This is a genomic window from Mesorhizobium australicum, assembly GCF_900177325.1.
Classification (GTDB): domain Bacteria; phylum Pseudomonadota; class Alphaproteobacteria; order Rhizobiales; family Rhizobiaceae; genus Mesorhizobium_A; species Mesorhizobium_A australicum_A.
Genome location: NZ_FXBL01000004.1, coordinates 1837270 through 1854854, shown reverse-complemented (window position 1 = coordinate 1854854; position 17585 = coordinate 1837270). Strand labels below are relative to the sequence as shown.

General features: G+C 67.7%; 12 protein-coding genes. 4 read left to right on the top strand and 8 right to left on the bottom strand.

Translation table 11 applies throughout. The features are described 5' to 3' along the window. Nucleotides 1–41: 41 nt before the first annotated feature. A complete protein-coding gene (gene guaA, locus B9Z03_RS11360) occupies nt 42–1613 on the bottom strand; it encodes a glutamine-hydrolyzing GMP synthase (RefSeq protein WP_085464315.1) in 1572 nt (523 codons plus the stop codon). Between the two features lie 117 nt (nt 1614–1730). On the opposite strand from guaA, the gene B9Z03_RS11355 reads away from it, so the two are divergent. Further along, nucleotides 1731–2327 carry a TMEM175 family protein gene (locus B9Z03_RS11355; RefSeq protein WP_085464314.1) on the top strand — a complete coding sequence of 199 codons (597 nt, stop codon included), beginning with the start codon at nt 1731–1733 and terminating at the stop codon, nt 2325–2327. Here the strand turns inward: B9Z03_RS11355 and B9Z03_RS11350 are convergent. The 3 genes from B9Z03_RS11350 to B9Z03_RS11340 all read right to left on the bottom strand — a co-directional run bounded on the left by B9Z03_RS11350 (nt 2319) and on the right by B9Z03_RS11340 (nt 4932). Beyond that, the gene (locus B9Z03_RS11350) at nt 2319–2969 is read right to left on the bottom strand and encodes a 5'-methylthioadenosine/S-adenosylhomocysteine nucleosidase (protein WP_085464313.1); all 651 of its coding nucleotides are present in this window, start codon (nt 2967–2969) and stop codon (nt 2319–2321) included. The two genes, B9Z03_RS11355 and B9Z03_RS11350, sit on opposite strands and share 9 nt — an antisense overlap. Before the next feature lie 93 nt (nt 2970–3062). Further along, nucleotides 3063–3449 carry a PaaI family thioesterase gene (locus tag B9Z03_RS11345; RefSeq protein WP_085467608.1) on the bottom strand — a complete coding sequence of 129 codons (387 nt, stop codon included), beginning with the start codon at nt 3447–3449 and terminating at the stop codon, nt 3063–3065. 205 nt (nt 3450–3654) lie between these two features. Then, on the bottom strand, nt 3655–4932 hold the full coding sequence (locus B9Z03_RS11340; protein ID WP_085464312.1) for an RsmB/NOP family class I SAM-dependent RNA methyltransferase: 1278 nt from the start codon (nt 4930–4932) through the stop codon (nt 3655–3657). 150 nt (nt 4933–5082) lie between these two features. Between B9Z03_RS11340 and B9Z03_RS11335 the strand changes: the two genes are divergently transcribed. The 3 genes from B9Z03_RS11335 to B9Z03_RS11325 are packed head-to-tail and all read left to right on the top strand — an operon-like array spanning nt 5083 to nt 11734. Then, complete coding sequence (locus tag B9Z03_RS11335; RefSeq protein WP_085464311.1) at nt 5083–8445, top strand: transglutaminase family protein; 3363 nt, start codon at nt 5083–5085, stop codon at nt 8443–8445. Further along, nucleotides 8442–10850 (top strand): circularly permuted type 2 ATP-grasp protein, encoded by a 2409-nt coding sequence (locus B9Z03_RS11330; protein ID WP_244561717.1) that lies wholly within the window; start codon nt 8442–8444, stop codon nt 10848–10850. The genes B9Z03_RS11335 and B9Z03_RS11330 overlap by 4 nt, the downstream gene beginning before the upstream one ends. A 2-nt stretch (nt 10851–10852) precedes the next feature. Next, nucleotides 10853–11734: a transglutaminase family protein gene (locus B9Z03_RS11325; RefSeq protein ID WP_085464310.1), complete on the top strand. Its 882-nt coding sequence runs from the start codon at nt 10853–10855 to the stop codon at nt 11732–11734. On the opposite strand, the gene arsK is transcribed toward B9Z03_RS11325, so the two are convergent. The 4 genes from arsK to hglS all read right to left on the bottom strand — a co-directional run bounded on the left by arsK (nt 11715) and on the right by hglS (nt 17497). Next, on the bottom strand, nt 11715–12920 hold the full coding sequence (arsK, locus tag B9Z03_RS11320) for an arsenite efflux MFS transporter ArsK (RefSeq protein WP_085464309.1): 1206 nt from the start codon (nt 12918–12920) through the stop codon (nt 11715–11717). The two genes, B9Z03_RS11325 and arsK, sit on opposite strands and share 20 nt — an antisense overlap. Nucleotides 12921–13089: 169 nt before the next feature. Then, nucleotides 13090–14616 (bottom strand): L-piperidine-6-carboxylate dehydrogenase, encoded by a 1527-nt coding sequence (amaB, locus tag B9Z03_RS11315; RefSeq protein WP_085464308.1) that lies wholly within the window; start codon nt 14614–14616, stop codon nt 13090–13092. Between the two features lie 51 nt (nt 14617–14667). Continuing rightward, on the bottom strand, nt 14668–16086 hold the full coding sequence (locus B9Z03_RS11310) for an FAD-binding oxidoreductase (RefSeq protein WP_085467606.1): 1419 nt from the start codon (nt 16084–16086) through the stop codon (nt 14668–14670). A 13-nt stretch (nt 16087–16099) separates the two neighbouring features. Continuing rightward, a complete protein-coding gene (gene hglS / locus B9Z03_RS11305; protein ID WP_085467605.1) occupies nt 16100–17497 on the bottom strand; it encodes a 2-oxoadipate dioxygenase/decarboxylase HglS in 1398 nt (465 codons plus the stop codon). Nucleotides 17498–17585 lie beyond the last annotated feature (88 nt).

Genomic DNA, 17585 nt, shown 5'->3' with positions numbered 1-17585 from the left:
GTATTATCGGATACCGTCGGATACGCCCGGATGGACTAAAATCATTCCCACTCGATCGTCCCGGGCGGCTTGCTCGTCACGTCGTAGACGACGCGGTTGATCCCTCGCACCTCGTTGATGATGCGCGTCGCCGTGCGGCCGAGGAAATTCATGTCGTAGGGATAGAAATCGGCCGTCATGCCGTCGACGGAGGTGACGGCGCGGAGTGCGCAGACGAAATCGTAGGTGCGGTAGTCGCCCATCACGCCGACGGTCTGCACCGGCAGCAGCACCGCGAAGGCCTGCCAGATCGTGTCGTAGAGGCCGGCCTTGCGGATTTCCTCCAGGTAGATCGCGTCGGCCTTGCGCAGGATGTCGAGCTTTTCGCGCGTCACGCCGCCGGGGCAGCGGATGGCGAGGCCGGGGCCCGGGAAGGGATGACGGCCGATGAAGCTCTCCGGCAAGCCGAGTTCGCGGCCGAGCGCCCGTACCTCGTCCTTGAACAGTTCGCGCAAGGGCTCCACGAGCTGCATGTTCATCCGCTCGGGCAGGCCGCCGACATTGTGATGGCTCTTGATCGTCACCGAGGGGCCGCCGGAGAACGAGACGCTCTCGATCACGTCGGGATAGAGGGTGCCCTGTGCGAGGAACTTCGGCGCGCCCTTGCCGTCTGCGGCGATCTTGCCGGCCTCGGCCTCGAACACCTCGATGAACAGGCGGCCGATCGTCTTGCGCTTCACCTCAGGGTCGCTGACGCCGGCGAGCTGGGTAAGGAAGAGGTCGGACGCGTCCACATGGACGAGCGGGATGTTGTAGTGGTCGCGGAACATGCCGACTACCTGCTCGCTCTCTCCCAGGCGCATCAGACCGTGGTCGACATAGATGCAGGTCAGCTGGTCGCCGATCGCCTCGTGGATCAGCACCGCGGCGACCGAGGAATCGACACCGCCGGACAGGCCGCAGATCACGCGCTCGGTGCCGACCTGGTCGCGGATCTTGCGGATCATCTCGGCGCGGTAGGCCGACATCGTCCAGTCCGACTTCAGCCCGACGATCTTATGCACGAAGTTCGACAGCAGCTTCGCGCCGTCGGGCGTGTGGACCACTTCGGGGTGGAACATGGTGGAATAGTAATGCCGCTTCTCGTCCGCCGCGATGGCGAAGGGCGCGTTCTCGGACGTGGCGATCACCTCGAAGCCGTCGGGCAGCTTGGTGACCCGGTCGCCGTGGCTCATCCACACCGGATAGCGGCCGCCGACCTGCCAGAAGCCGTCGAACAGCGGGCTCGCCTTCTTGATCTCGACGTCCGCCCGGCCGAACTCGGCGGCATGCCCGCCCTCCACCGTGCCGCCGAGCTGTGTCGCAAGCGTCTGCTGGCCGTAGCAGATGCCGAGGATCGGCACGCCGGCGTCAAACACGGCCTGTGGCGCGCGCGGGCTGCCCTCGGTGGTCACCGAGGCCGGGCCGCCGGAGAAGATGACGCCCTTCGGCTGCAGCTTCTCGAACGCAGCCTCAGCGTTCTGGAAAGGGTGTATCTCGCAGTAGACACCCGCCTCGCGCACCCGCCTCGCGATCAGCTGCGTGACCTGGCTGCCGAAGTCGATAATGAGAATGGAGTCGGTATGGGCTGTCATCGCGGGCCCTTAGCCGAGTCGGGCGCAAGGAGCAACGGTCGAAAGCGCCGGAACGCGCAAACGAGGCGCTTGACCGCAAGCGCCAAAGGATGAAGCTCGGCTGCCAGGAGGGAGTCGATGGTCGATCATCTCATGTCGAAGCATCGGCTCGACGCACTCGTCGATGCCGTCATCGCGATCACTATGACGCTGCTTGTGCTCGAGCTCAGGTTGCCGGAGGACACGACCGGGGATCTGTTTGCGGCTATCGGCGAGCTAACGCCAAAGATCATCTCCTGGGTCGTAAGTTTCCTGCTGCTCGCACAATTCTGGCGAGGCCAGATGCAGGCCACCAAGGGCCTGGAATCGATGAACTTAAGCCTGTTCCACATCATGATCGCATGGCTGCTCCTGACCAGCGTGATTCCCTTTACCTCGTCGCTGATCGGCGAGCACAACGAGAATCCGCAGTCGCATGTCATCTATGCGGTGAACCTGATCGCGGTGGAGACGGTCGTGATCCTGCGCAATCTTTACCTTAAGCGGCATGCCGCCCTGTTCGACAATGCCGACACCAGCAAAGCCAAGCTGGACATGTCGAGCGCCATTTCCGTGATAGTCGCCGCATGCGCGAGCGTCGCCTTCGCCTATCTCGTTGACCCCGAATACGCTTCGCTGGCCTATGTCCTGATGCTGCCGATCAACAGGTTGGTCGAACGCCTGGGACTAGACTGAGGCGACGCGCGGCAGAAGCCCCGCCGCGATCGCCTCCGCGAGCCGATCCACCGCCGCCGCCAGCTTCTCGTCGATGACATGCAGATATTCGGTCCAGTCGCCGACATGGCGCAGGTCGGCCGCGCCGTCGGAAATGCCACGCAGCGCCACGAGCGGCACGCCGAAGCGGTGGCAGGCGCGCAGCACCGCGAAGGTCTCCATGTCGACCATGTCGGCGCCGATGCCGTCATAGGCAGCGCCGGAGACGATATTCGCGCCTGTCGACAGCGTCGCCCCGGCGATGCCGGGAATGCGCAGCGGCAAGGGCACGACCGCGGGGAGATCGAGGAAGGGCGTGGCGCCCTTCTCGAAGCCGAGCGGCGAGGCGTCCATGTCGCGATAGGATACAGCGGTGGCCTGGTAGATTCCCGTCTGTTCCAGCGACCGGCTGCCGGCGGAGCCGAGGGAAACGACGAGGTCTGGCAGCGCGCCTTGCGAGGCGTGGCTCGCCAAGGTCGCGGTGAGCACGATCGCCGCCTCGACCGGGCCGACGCCGGTCATCAGCGGCGTGAAGCGTGCCTTCAGATGCGGGCCGTATTCGGCCTCCGCCGCCATCACAAACAGGACTTGTCGTCCCGCTATGTCGGCAAGAGAAACGGTCACGAGATTCCTTGTCCCTATCCTCGGCCCCACCTCGGGCGTTCGCCGCTCGAAAAGCCCGTCAGGGGCCTTCTGGTCCGCTACGCGGACTGCGCCTCACCCCGCCAGGCCCTCGCGGCCGGTGATGGTCATCATCGTCGCGGTCATGGTTGCGATCAGCCGCGCCTCGCCATCCGTTGCATAGGCATAGGCCTGGCCGTCGGCGACGATGATCGTGCGGCCGGGCTTGGTGACCGAGCCGCGGAACAGGAAGCGCTCTCCCTTGCCGGGTGAGAGCATGTTGAGCTTGAACTCGATGGTCAGCACCGCCGCCTCCGGTGGCATCAGCGAATAGGCCGCATAGCCGCAGGCCGAATCCAGCGCCGTCGAGATGATGCCGGCATGCAGGAAGCCGTGCTGCTGGGTCAGCGCCGTGGAATAGGGCATCTCGATCTCGACCGTACCGGGCGTCACGCTGGTCAGCTCGGCGCCGATGGTCGACATCACGACCTGGCGCGCAAAGCTCGAGCGCACGCGCTCCTCGTAGTCGGCATCGATCTGTGTGTTCGCCTTCACGCTCTGTCCTCCGCGAGCCTGCCTTATCGCAAAGGCCGGCCCGCACCGCAATTGCTCAATGCTGCAGCGCAGCAGCGATCGGTTGAGCCAGCGAAGCAGATCATCGCCGTGCGAGGCGAAGGCGATCCCGGCGTCAGGCCCGCCGCATCGAGGCGAAGAAGAAGCCGTCGGTGCCGCTGCGCAAGGGGGTAAGCACCACGCCGTGCTCGCCCGTCCGCGTCTTGTCGGCATGCTTCGGAAACATGCCCGCCCAGAGGGCGGCATGATCGGCGGCCTCGAAGCCTGGATGCCGGTCGAGGAAAGCCGTCACCTGATCCTGGTTTTCGGACGGAAAGACCGAGCAGGTGACATAGGCGATCGATCCGCCCGGTTTCACGTAGCGGGCGGCATTGTCGAGGATCGACCGCTGCTCCGCGATGCGCACGTCGAGCTGGCGCTCGGTCAGCCGCCATTTGGCGTCGGGCCGGCGGCGCCAGGTGCCTGAGCCGGTGCAGGGCGCGTCGATCAGCACCAGGTCCATGCGGCCTTCGAGATCCGCGAGGCCGGTCGAATTGGCGATCACCTGCACGTTGCGGCATTCCGCGCGCTTCAGGCGGTCGAAGATCGGCGCCAGCCGCGCCTTCTCCGAATCATGCGCGAAAATCTGGCCGCGATTGTCCATCATCGCCGCCAGCGCCAGCGTCTTGCCGCCGGCCCCGGCGCACAGGTCCAGCACCTGCATGCCGGGCGCCGCACCAGTGAGCCGGGCGGCGATCTGCGAGCCTTCGTCCTGGATCTCGAACCAGCCCTTCTGGAACGCAGGCTCGACCTGGACGTTCGGGTGCCGGCCGTCGCCCTCGATCGGCGGAATGCGGATGCCGTCGGGCGCGATCGCCGCGGGCGCGGCGCCTGCGAGCTCGCCGATCACCTTGTCGCGCGTGGCAAGCAGCGTGTTGGCGCGCATGTCGAGCGGCGGGCGGGCGGCAAGCGCCCGCGCCTCCTCGACCCAGTCCTCGCCAAAAGCTGTCTCCAGCAGCGGCACGCACCAGTCGGGCACGTCGGCGCGGACGACTTCGGGCGCGTCCGCCAGGTCGCGCGCGGCGATGGCGGCCATCTCGGCCTCCGTCAGCGGCGACGGCGCGAAGCGATCTCCGTCGAGCGACGCGTTTATCCCGGCAGCTGTCCGGCCCGTTTCGAGAATCAATCCGCCGAACGCCCAGGCGCGCGGCGCGGCATCGCCCAGCAGCCATCCGGCGGAGCGCCGGCGGCGCAGCGCGTCATAGACTATGTTGCCGATCGCCGCGCGGTCGCCCGCGCCCGCGAATCGGTGCGACAGGCCCCAGTCCTTCAGCGCGTCGGCCGAGGGACGATGCCGCCGCTCCATGTCTTCCAGAACCTCGATGGCCGCCGCCAGCCTCCCGCCCAGTCGCATCGCACACCCCTTTCTTGCGAGGCGTCATATAGCGGACGCCGGCAAAAGGCCAACGGGGGGCAGCGCGCGCCGTTCCGCAGTGCAATATGGAGGTGGCGGCAGCCGCGAAATTGTGGATAGAGTGGGTAACGGGCACCCAAAAGAGGCACCATGGCGATCCACGCGGCGATCTACCACCTGACGCACTACACATATGACAAGCCGGTCGTGCTCGGGCCCCAGGTGATCCGCCTCCAGCCGGCGCCGCATTCGCGGACCAAGGTGCTGAGCCACTCGCTGAAGGTCAGCCCGTCCAACCACTTCGTCAACGTCCAGCAGGACCCCTACGGCAACTTCCTGGCGCGTTTCGTCTTTCCGGAGCCGGTCACCGAATTCAAGATAGAGGTCGACCTCGTCGCGGACATGACGGTCTACAATCCGTTCGACTTCTTCGTCGAGGAGAGCGCGGAGACCTGGCCGTTCGACTATCCGGAAGAGATCCGCGAGGACTTGGCAATTTACCGCAAGCCCGAACCGGTCGGGCCGTTGCTGCAGGAGTTCCTAACGGGAATCGATCGTTCTGAAACGAACACGGTCAACTTCCTCGTCGCGCTCAACGCGAAGGTGCAGCAGCAGATCGGCTACATCATCCGCATGGAGACGGGCGTACTGACGCCGGAAGAGACGCTTGGATTCCGCACGGGCTCCTGCCGCGATTCGAGCTGGCTGCTGGTCCAGATCCTGCGCAACCTCGGTTTCGCCGCCCGTTTCGTCTCCGGTTATCTGATCCAGCTCAAGCCCGACCTCGTCGCGCTCGACGGCCCGGCCGGCACCTCGGTCGACTTTACCGACCTGCATGCATGGTGCGAGGTCTACCTGCCCGGTGCGGGCTGGATCGGCTTCGACCCGACATCCGGCCTGCTCACCGGCGAGAGCCACGTGCCGCTGGCGGCCACGCCGCACTACCGCAATGCGGCACCCATCTCTGGCGGCTATTTCGGCGATGCCAAGGTGGGTTTCGACTTCGCCATGCGCGTTGACCGCGTGTCGGAGCATCCGCGCATCACCAAGCCGTTCTCAGATGAATCCTGGGCCCGGCTCGATGCGCTGGGCGACAAGGTCGACGCGATCCTGAAGGAGCAGGACGCAAGGCTTACCATGGGCGGCGAGCCGACCTTCGTGTCGATCGACGACTTCGAATCGGCCGAGTGGAACACCGCGGCCGTCGGCCCCACCAAGCGGGAGAAGGCCGACGCGCTGATCCGCCGGCTGCGCGAGCGCTTCGCGCCGACCGGCTTCCTGCATTACGGCCAGGGCAAGTGGTATCCGGGCGAGACGCTGCCGCGCTGGACCTTCTCGCTCTACTGGCGCCATGACGGCGAGCCGGTCTGGGCCGACGAGAAGCTGATCGCGAAGGAAGGCGAAAAGACCGCTGCGAAGCCGGAAGATGCCGGCCGCCTGCTCGGCGAGATCGCCTCCGAACTCGGCGTCGAGCGGGGCATGGTGGCGGAAGCCTATGAGGACCCCGGCGAATGGGTGCTCAAGGAAGGCAAGCTGCCCGACAATGTCGATCCGTCCAACTCGAAGCTCGCCGACCCGGAGGAACGCAGCCGCATGGCCCGCGTGTTCGAGCGCGGGCTGACCAATCCGAGCGGCTATGTGCTGCCGGTGCAGCGATGGAACGCGGCCGCGACGGCGACCGGCCCGCGCTGGCGCAGCGAGAAGTGGAAGACGCGGCGGGGCAGGCTGTTCCTGGTGCCGGGCGACTCGCCCGTCGGCTACCGCCTGCCGCTCGGCTCGCTGCCCTACGTGCCGCCGGCGCAGTTTCCCTATATCGTGCCGGTCGATCCGACCGTGCCGCGCGGCGCGCTGCCGCCGCGTGCGGAAATCCTGCCCGCCTCCCCCGCCGCGGACGGCGCCGACGAGATGGCGCAGCGCCAGACGGCAGCTTCCTTCACGGCGGCGACCGAGCAGCAGGACCGTGTCGAGCAGACACTGACCGAGATCGGCGGAGCCGTCCGCACGGCGCTCTCGACCGAGCTACGCGACGGCCGGCTCTGCGTGTTCATGCCGCCCACCGAGGCTCTGGAAGACTATCTGGAGCTCGTCGCGGCGGCCGAGGAGGCGGCGAAGCGGATCGGTCTTCCGATCCATATCGAGGGCTACGCCCCGCCGCACGACCCGCGCCTCAACGTCATCCGCGTCGCGCCCGACCCCGGCGTCGTCGAAGTCAACATCCATCCCGCCGCGAGCTGGAAAGACTGCGTCACGACAACTGAGGCGGTCTATGAGGAGGCCCGCCAGAGCCGGCTCGGCGCCGACAAGTTCATGATCGACGGCCGCCACACCGGCACCGGCGGCGGCAACCATGTCGTGGTCGGCGGCGCGACGCCGACCGACAGCCCCTTCCTGCGCCGGCCGGACCTGCTGAAAAGCCTCGTGCTGCACTGGCAGCGGCATCCCTCGCTTTCCTACCTGTTCTCCGGCCTGTTCATCGGGCCGACCAGCCAGGCGCCGCGCGTCGACGAGGCGCGCCACGATTCGCTCTATGAGCTGGAAATCGCGATGGCGCAGGTGCCGCATCCGGCGAACGGCCCACCTCCCCTGCCCTGGCTGGTCGACCGGCTGTTCCGCAATCTTCTGGTCGACGTCACCGGCAACACGCACCGTTCCGAGATCTGCATCGACAAGCTGTTCTCGCCGGACGGCCCGACCGGCCGGCTCGGCCTGGTCGAGTTCCGCGGCTTCGAGATGCCACCCAATGCTCGCATGAGCCTCGCGCAGCAACTGCTGATCCGAGCGCTGATCGCACGCTTCTGGGCCGGCCCCGCCGATGGCCGCTTCGTGCGCTGGGGCACCTCGTTGCACGACCGCTTCATGCTGCCTTGGCATGTCTGGCAGGATTTCCAGGACGTGCTGCAGGACCTGCGCACCCACGGCTTCGACTTCGCGCCGGAATGGTTCGAGGCGCAGCTCGAGTTCCGCTTCCCGTTCTGCGGCGAGGTCCAGTACGAGGGCGTCAAGCTGGAGCTCAGGCAGGCGCTTGAACCCTGGCACGTCATGGGCGAACAAGGCGCGATCGGCGGAACCGTCCGCTTCGTCGATTCCTCGGTCGAGCGGCTGCAGGTGCGCACCGACGGGCTCAATCCCGAGCGCCACAAGGTGCTGTGCAACGGCCGCGTCGTGCCGATGACGCAGACCGACAGCCGCGAGACCGCGGTCGCCGGCGTTCGCTACAAGGCTTGGCAGCCGGCGTCGGGCCTGCATCCGGTACTGCCGGTCAACACGCCGCTCGTCTTCGACATTTATGACACGTGGTCGAACCGCTCGATCGGCGGCTGCGTCTACCATGTCGCGCATCCAGGCGGCCGCAATTACGAGACCTTCCCGGTCAACGCCAACGAGGCCGAGGCGAGGCGGCTTGCCCGCTTCGAGCCGCGCGGGCATACGCCCTCGGTCTTCGTGCCGCCGGCGGAGCTGCCCAATCTCGACTTCCCGATGACGCTCGACCTGCGGCGTCCGGTGCTCAGGTGATCGCCAGCGAACAGAAACGGGATGCTGCGGCCAAACCCGGCCGCAGCCTCCTGTCGGGATACAGGCCGATCCCCGGCGTGACCGACGAGATGCTCGACGCATCCGGCGAGGTCAGGCCCGGCTGGGATATGCTGATCTCGGCGCTGTCCGACATCCCCTACAAGGAACGCTCGGAACGCTTCGCCCGCGCCGACCAGTATCTGCGCGACGCCGGCGTCTACTACCGGGTCTACGAGGGCCAAGGCGCGCGGGAGCGCGAATGGCCGCTCGCTCACCTGCCGCTCATCATCTCGCAGACCGAATGGGACGAGATCTCCGCCGGGCTGGAGGAGCGCGCCGAACTGCTCGAACGCATCGTCGCCGACATCTACGGTGCGAACCTGCTGGTGGGGCGCGGGCTGATCCCGCCGGCGCTGGTCGCCGGCAACCCGGAATTCCTGCGCCCGCTGGTCGGCATTGAGCCGGTCGGCGGCCATTTCCTGCATTTCTGCGCCTTCGAACTGGGGCGGGGACCGGACGGGCGCTGGTGGGTGCTGGGCGACCGCACCCAGGCGCCATCCGGCGCCGGCTTCGCGCTGGAGAACCGGGTCGCGACGACGCGCGCGCTGTCCGACGTGTTCGGCGACATGAACGTGCACCGGCTCGCCGGCTTCTTTCGCCAGTTCCGCGACACGCTGCTCTCGCTCGGCGACGACCGGACCGGCCGCGCCGGCATCCTGTCGCCCGGCCCCCTCAACGAAACCTATTTCGAGCATGCCTGGATCGCGCGATATCTCGGCATAACGCTGCTCGAGGGCGAAGACCTGCGCGTCTTCGACGGCCAGGTGATGGTGCGCACCGTCTCGGGCCTCAAGCCGGTCAACGTGCTGTGGCGGCGCATGGACGCCACCTTCATGGACCCGCTCGAGCTCAAGGGCGATTCCCGGATCGGCACGCCCGGCATCGTCGAGGCGCTCAGGAGCGGCAACCTCGCGGTCGTCAACGCGCTCGGCTCCGGCATCGTTGAGACGCGTGCTTTCCTGGCCTTCATGCCCGGCATCGCCCGCGCCCTCAACGGCGCCGAGCCGAAGCTTCCCTCCGTCGCGACATGGTGGTGCGGGCAGGCGGCCGAACAGCGGCACGTGATGGACAATCTCGACCGGATGGTGGTCGGCCCCGCGCTGTCGACCCGCCTTCCCTTCGAAGATCCGGAAATGACCCGCCTCGGCTCCGCCCTCGATCCGCAGGAGCGCGCGGACCTGCTTGCACGCCTCGCGGCCGAGGGCACGGCCTTCGCCGCGCAGGAGGCGGTGACGCTGTCCACCACGCCGGTCTACACCCATGGCCGGCTCGTGCCGCGGCCGATGTCGCTGCGCGTCTTCGCCGCTCGCACCAAGGACGGCTGGACGATCATGCCCGGCGGCTTCGCTCGCATCGGCCGCACCAACGACGCTACCGCGATCACCATGCAGCGCGGCGGTCAGGCGGCCGACGTCTGGATCGCCAGCGACAGGCCGGTGAAGCAGGAAACGCTGCTGCCGGACGAGTCCGAACCGATCCCGCGCACGCGCACCGGCAACCTGCCGAGCCGCGCGGCCGAGAACATGATGTGGCTCGGGCGCTATTCGGAACGGCTGGAAAGCACGGTGCGCATCCTGCGCGCCTACCACGTGCGGCTCGCCGAGGCGGTCGATCCGGCACTGCCGCTGTTGAAGAGCGTTCGAAACTATCTCGACTTCCTCGGCGTCGACGCGACCTGCGCCGTCTCGCCCGGCGTACTGCGCACCATCGGCCATGCGACCGGCAGCGCCGGCCAGATCCGCGACCGCTTCTCGCCCGACGGCTGGCTGGCGCTCAACGACCTGTCGAAGACGCTGCACCGCTTTGCCGACAAGGTGGAACCCGGAGACGACGCGGCGCGCGCCATGACCGTGATCCTGCGCAAGCTCGCCGGCTTCTCGGGCCTCGTGCACGAGAACATGTACCGCTTCACCGGCTGGCGCTTCCTCGAAATCGGCCGCCGCATCGAACGCGGCATCCACATGGCGCGCATCCTCGGCGCGCTCGGCTCCTCGACCTCGCCCGACGGCGGCCTGGACATGCTGCTTGAGATCGGCGACAGCGTGCTCACCCACCGTCGCCAGTTCAGCGTCAGCGCCAGCCGGCGATCGGTAATCGAGCTCCTGGCGCTCGATCCGCTCAACCCGCGCTCGATCGTCTTCCAGCTCGACCGGCTGAAGGAGGAGATCGGCGAACTCCCGGGCAACGAGACCGGCCACCTCAGCGCGGCCGCCAAGGAAGTGCTGAACCTCCATACCCGCCTGTCCATCGCCGAGGCGAAGGACCTGGACACGGCGCAGCTTGACGAGGTGGTCTCCGGCCTCGGCGCCGTATACGACGCGCTCTCGCGCAGCTATTTCACCTGACGATGCTCTACGACATCCGCCTGAACCTGCATTACGACTATCCCGCCACGGTCGAGGGCGGACGGCATCACCTGCGCACCATGCCGCTGACGCTGCCCGGAATGCAGCGCGTGATCGCGGCCAACATCGCGCTCGACCCGAAGCCGACCGAGAGCCGCACCTTCACCGACTTCTTCGGCAATGCGGTCACCTCGATCGCCTATCGCGAGCCGCACGATACGCTCGACCTCACGATGAAGGCACGGGTGAGCGTGACGCGCGCCGAGCCGCCGCTCGACATCTCGCCGACCGTCGAGGGGCTGAAGGCCGAGATCGACGCCGCCCTTTCGCTCGATGCCGCCTCGCCGCAGCATTTCCTGGCCGGCAGCCTGCACGCTCCGATCGATCCGGCGATCACCGCCTATGCGCAGGAGAGTGTTGCCTCGACGCGCAGCGTGTTCGAACTCGCCTTCGACCTGTGCCGGCGCATCCACGGCGACTTCGACTACGAGCCCGACGCCACCAACGTGCGGACGCTGTCGCCGGAGGCCTTTCACCTCCGGGCCGGCGTGTGTCAGGACTTCTCGCATGTGATGATCTCGGGCCTGCGCGGGCTCGGCATCCCGGCGTGCTATGTCAGCGGCTTCATCCGCACCATCCCCCCGCCCGGCAAGGAGCGGCTGGAGGGGGCGGACGCGATGCATGCCTGGGTGAGCGTGTGGTGCGGGCGCGAGGCCGGCTGGCGCGAATTCGACCCGACCAATGCGATGCTCGCCGGCAACGACCATATCGTCATCGGCTACGGCCGCGACTATGCCGACGTCGCGCCGATCGTCGGCGTGCTGCGCACGGTCGGCCGCCATTCCTCCGAACAGTCGGTGGACGTCATACCCGTCGCGGAGTAGCTCCGCGCAGCACGGCGATGGCGGAGAAGCAGCCCACCGCCGCTGCCGAGAGCACGACCAGCACCAGCAGCGACGGCACGACGCCGAGCCCGGCAAGCATGGCCGAGAAGGCGAACGGCGCGAAGGCAGACGAGAACTGCTTCGCCGACGTCGCCCATCCGACCATCGCGCCGTAGCCGGGGCGACCGAACAGTTCCAGCGGCAGGGTCCCGCCGACGATGCTGTTCAGGCCGGAGCCCATCCCGAACATGACGACGAAGACGAGCGCGCCCGGCAGCCAGGGCGTGGTGGCGACCAGCACAAGCAGCCCCGCCGGAAGCAGGAAGGCCGAGATGACGGCGAGCCAGGTCTGCGACAGACGGCCGCCGAAGACCATGTTGACCAGCCTGCTCGCCACCTGCGCCGGGCCGAACAGCGTCGAGGCCCACAGGCCCGCCGCCCCCATGCCCAGCGCGGCCGTCAGGGGCACCATGTGGATGAGGACGGAGTTCAGCACGAAGCCCTCGGTGGCGAAGCCGGCAAGCATCAGCGCGAAGATCGCCCGCGGCACCGTTGAGGGCGGTGCATCCGTAGGGGTCGCGTCCTTCGGGCCGACGACCGGCATCGACCCGGAGCGGCGCGAATGGCTCGCGATCCAGCCGTGCAGCGGCAGGCAGACGACGAGGTGCAGCGCGGCGAAGACCAGGAAGACCTGCCGCCAGTCGAGCGAACCGTGCAGCCATGTCGTCAGCGGCCAGAACAGGGTCGAGGCGAAGCCGGCGATCAGCGTCAGGTGCGTGATCGACAGCGAGGCGCGGCTGCCGCCGACCTGGACGATGGCGACGAAGGCGGAGGAGTAGAGCACGAAGGACGCCGCGACCTGCATCAGGAACAGCGCCGCGACAAAGACATAGGCGCTGGGCGCTGCCGCCGCGAAGGCGAGCGAGGCCGCGGCGGCCAGCGAGCCCGCGGTCATGGTGCGCCCGGCGCCCAGCCGGTCGGCCAGTCGTCCCGCCGAGGGGGCGACGACGCTCCCGGCGATCAGCGAAAGCGACAGCGCGCCGAAGATCCAAGCCTGCGGCCATCCCAAGGTGGCCGAGATGTCCGGAGCAAGGATCGCGAAGCTGTAGAACAGCGTGCCGTAGCCGACGATCTGCGTGACGCCGAGCGCCCAGATGACGGAGGCCGGGGCGCGGTCCGCGCTCATCGGGGCAGCGCCTTTTCGGCGAGGAAGGCCAGGGAAAATATCACGGAAGGACACCGGCGGGACGCCCCTTCCTGAAGCGCGAAAGGACGGGCGTCAACTGCATCCGGCAGCTGGATCAACGGGCTGGATCGACTGTCCAGCCCGCCTCTTCATCGCGCGTCGCGCCGCCCTACTCGATGTCGAACGAGACGCCCTGCGCCAACGGCAGCGCCTTGGAGTAGTTCACCGTGTTGGTGGCGCGGCGCATATAGGCCTTCCAGGCGTCCGAACCGCTCTCGCGGCCGCCGCCCGTCTCCTTCTCGCCGCCGAACGCGCCGCCGATCTCCGCACCCGACGTGCCGATGTTGACGTTGGCGATGCCGCAATCCGAGCCGTCGACGGCGAGGAAGCGCTCGGCCTCCTGCACGTTGAGGGTGAAGATCGAGGACGACAGGCCGGCGGCCACCGCGTTGTGGTCTTCCAGCGCCTTGTCGAAGTCCGAATACTTCATCACGTAGAGGATCGGCGCGAAGGTCTCTTCGAGCACCGGGCCGGACTGCTTCGGCATCTCCACGATCGCCGGCTTGACGTAATAAGCCGTCTCCTTGCCTGCCTCGGCAACGCGCTCGCCGCCCGTCACCGCGCCGCCTTCGGCTTTCGCCGCGCCGAGCGCCTTCTGCATGCCGTCGAAGGCCGCCTTGTCGATCAGCGGACCGACCAGCGCCGAGGTCTCCAGCGGATTGCCGACGGAGACGCTTGTGTAGGCCTTCTTCAGCCGCGGCACGAGCTGGTCGTAGACGCTGTCATGCACGAAGAGGCGGCGCAGCGTCGTGCAGCGCTGGCCCGCCGTGCCCATCGCGCCGAAGGCGATCGCCCTGAGCGCCATGTCGAGATCGGCCGAGGGGCAGACGATGCCGGCATTGTTGCCGCCGAGCTCGAGGATCGAGCGGGCGAAGCGCTTGGCGACCCGCGGGCCGACTTCCTTGCCCATGCGGGTCGAGCCGGTCGCGGAAACCAGCGCCACCTTCGGATGGTCGACCAGCGCCTCGCCGGCCGCCCGGTCGCCGATCAGCACCGTCGACAGGTTCTTCGGCGTGGCTCCGAAGCGGGCGATCGCCTTTTCCAGGATCGCCTGGCTCGCAAGTGCGGTGAGCGGCGTCTTCTCCGACGGCTTCCAGACGATGGCGTTGCCGCAAACGAGGGCAAGCGCCGCGTTCCACGACCAGACGGCGACCGGGAAGTTAAAGGCCGAGATGATGCCGACGACGCCGAGCGGGTGCCAGGTCTCCATCATGCGGTGGCCGGGACGCTCGGTGGCGATCGTCAGGCCGTAGAGCTGGCGCGACAGGCCGACGGCGAAGTCGCAGATATCGATCATCTCCTGCACCTCGCCCTGGCCTTCCGACGTGATCTTGCCAGCCTCGATCGAAACGAGGCGGCCGAGATCGGCCTTGGCGGCGCGCAGCTCCTCGCCGAGCAGCCGCACCAGTTCGCCGCGCTTCGGCGCCGGCACCAGCCGCCATTCCTTGAAGGCTTCGTGCGCGGCCTCGATCGCAGCGCCCGCCTCGGCTGCTGTCACGGCCTTGAGGTTCGCGATCTCCTCGCCGCTCACCGGGCTGAACGAGGCCATGCGGCCGCCCGTCCAGACCGCGCGCGGCACGCCCAGTCGGTCGAGGATCGCGGCGGTCTCCTGCTTCACGTCGACGCTCTTGCTCATCTGTCTTTCTCCACTGTTCTCGTCATTGCGGCGGCCGCGCCGCCATTCGTCTCAAAATTCGACCGCGCCGAGTGGGCCGGGCGAGGCGGCGGCCTTCAGCGCCGCCGACAGCCTGCGGATCTCCGCCGGCGTATAGCGGTCGTAGAAGGCCTGGTTCTTGCGGCCGATCGCGTGCTCGGCGCTGAAACTACCCTGAAAATCCTCGACGCAGACCGAAATGACCCATTCGCGCAGCGCGGCCTCGAAGGCCCCGTCGGCGAGGCGCGGATCGTCTTTCGCCACGACAAGGTTGAAGTGCACGCCGCCATCGCCGACATGGCCGAAGTCGCAGATCTCGACGCCCGGAAAGCGCTCCGGCATCTCTGCCTTCATCCTGTCAAGGAAGCGCATGATGTCGCCGCGTCGGAAGGCGAGGTCGAACGCGATCAGCCGGCCGCGGTGCTTCACGCCCTCCGACAGGGCATGGCGCAATGCCCAGGTCTCGTGCGGCGGGCCGACGAAGGCGTCCGCCAGAAGCGCATCGTCCTTCTCCCAGATGGCAGCGAGCACCTCTTCCAGCACGGCGTCGAGCGGCTGCTCGCCCGCCCGCGGCGCGTTCGTCCGCGACACTTCCGCCAGGATGACGAAGTCGGGCACGCGACCGTCGCCGAAGGGATTGCGCAGCGACGGCACATGGTCGAGCGCCGCCCGCACCGCATTGCCGGACATGCCCTCGAAGGCGGAGAGATACGAACCCAGCGCATCCTCCATCGCCATCAGCAGCGCCGGCACCGCCTCGGACGACGATGGTGCCAGCAGCGCCGTGGCGCTCTGGCGCGGCAGCGGTTCGAGGTTGAGCACGCATTCGGTGACGACGCCGAAGGCGCCCGACGTGCCGACGAACAGCTGCTTCCAGTCGACGCCCGTGTTGTTCTTGCGCAATGCCGAGGAGAGGTCGAGCACCGTGCCGGCCTCGTCGCCGAGCACCACGGTGAGGCCCAGCGTGTTGCGGCGCACGTCGCCATACCGCAGGAAGCGCGAGCCGCCGGTGTTGGTCGCGACCATGCCGCCCAGACGCGGGTCCGCCCCGAGGTCGATCGGGAAGAACAGGCCATGTTCCTCCAGCCGGCCGTTGAGGTCCGACAGCCGCAGCCCTGCGCCCGCCCGCACCGTGCGGTTGACCGGGTCGAGCTCGAACACGCCGGTCAGCCGGTCGAGGCTCAGCACGCCCTGCGCGCCGCTCGCATCAGGCGTGGATCCCGACACGAGGCCGGTATTGCCGGACTGAGGCACCAGCGGGATCGCATGCCTCACACAATAGGCGACGACCGCAGAGACCTCCGCCGTCGAAGCCGGTCGCGCCACGAAGGCCGCCCTCCCCTTGTCGTAGCGCGCACCCGTCTCGTAGGCAGCCATGTCGGCCGCCGCGGCGAGAAGACCCTTCTCGCCGAGCAGCGCCCGCAATGCCTCGATGTGCCCCGCTTCGATCATCATCCGTCCGTCGTCACTCGGCGGCGAGGGCCTGGCCGATCACCGCGAAACAGGCCTCGATCGAGGCGCGCTCGATCTCGGAATAGTGGGCGAACTCGTCCAGCACCGAAGCCCCCAGATCGCGCTCGAACATGATCTGGTTGGGGCTCGCGACGAATTCCTGCGTCGCCTCGTCGCCGAGGTTGGACTGGAAGATGCCGGCCGCGCTCACCGGGAGGAAATCCTCATAGACGATCGGGTCGAACTGGACGAGGCCCTCGGCGATTGCCGTTTCCAGATCGACCCTGCGGCCGGCCACCGCGCGGCCCTTCTCCGTCAGCGAATAGCTGAAATAGCCGAGCCCGGCCTTGCGCAGTTCGTTCCAGTCGTCCGGAAGCGCCCTGAACACTTCGGCAAGTGCTGCCTCGTAAGCGTCGGCATTCGAGCCGTCGGCAGCCGGCCGCACCTTGGCGCGCGTCTGGTTGAGCAGCGCATCGTAGAGCGCACGACCCTTCGGCGTCAGCGCCACGCCGCGCTGCTCGATCTCGCCGAAGCGGGCGGTGTGCGAACCTTTCCGCCACTCGCCGCCGTCGCCGATGAAGGAGACCGGTTCCTCCAGCGCCTTGAACGAGGTCTGGCGCAAAAGGATCGGACATTCTCGCGTCGGCGGGCCTTCCACCACGGCTTTCGGCGCGATGCCGTGCTCCGGCATCAGCGCCTGCACCTTGTCGATGTCGAGCGTGCGCGGCGTCAGGTGATTGATGTGCGGTCCCTTGAAGGACACCACGTCGGCTATCAGCCGGTGCGCATCATGCAGGCGCTTGTACATGCCGGCATCGACGATCGCCCTGTCGTGCCAGCGGAACGTCTCCAGCACCTCCGCAACGAACTGCTTGGCATCCGCCTCGCCGAGCCCGCCCTCGCTTTCGGCCTTTTCAATCAGCCGCACGGCCTCGTCGGTGAAGATCCTTCGCGACGCCAGCACCTCGGCCGCCTGTTCGCGCAGCGCCGCGTCGGCGATCAGGTCGAGCCGCAGCAGCGAGGTGAACACGCGAAACGGATTGCGCTTCAGGCTCGCATCGCCGACCGGCCGGAACGCGGTTGAATGCACCGGCACACCCGCCGTCGAAAGGTCGTAATAGCCCACCGGATACATGCCCATCACCGCGAAGGCCCGGCGCATCATCGCCAGCTCCTGCGGCGTGCCGAGGCGGATCGCGCCGTGCCGTTCCTCGGAAATGCGGTCGAGCGAATCCGTCGCCTCGAGCCGCGCCTTGAGCCTCGGATCGGCCGACAGCTTCTGCTGGTTCACCCGCGCCACCAGCGTCATCAGCGTGCCATAGGCCGGCACCTCGTCGCGGTACATCGCCGACATCGCGGCGGAGAAGGCGGAACGGATGTCGTCGGCGGAGACGAAGCGTGTATCGGTCATCGGGATCTGTCTCGAATTTATGCTGGCCATCATTCGTGATCCGGATCATATCTGAGCTTACGCGCGCGCTCTTATGATGTTTTTGACT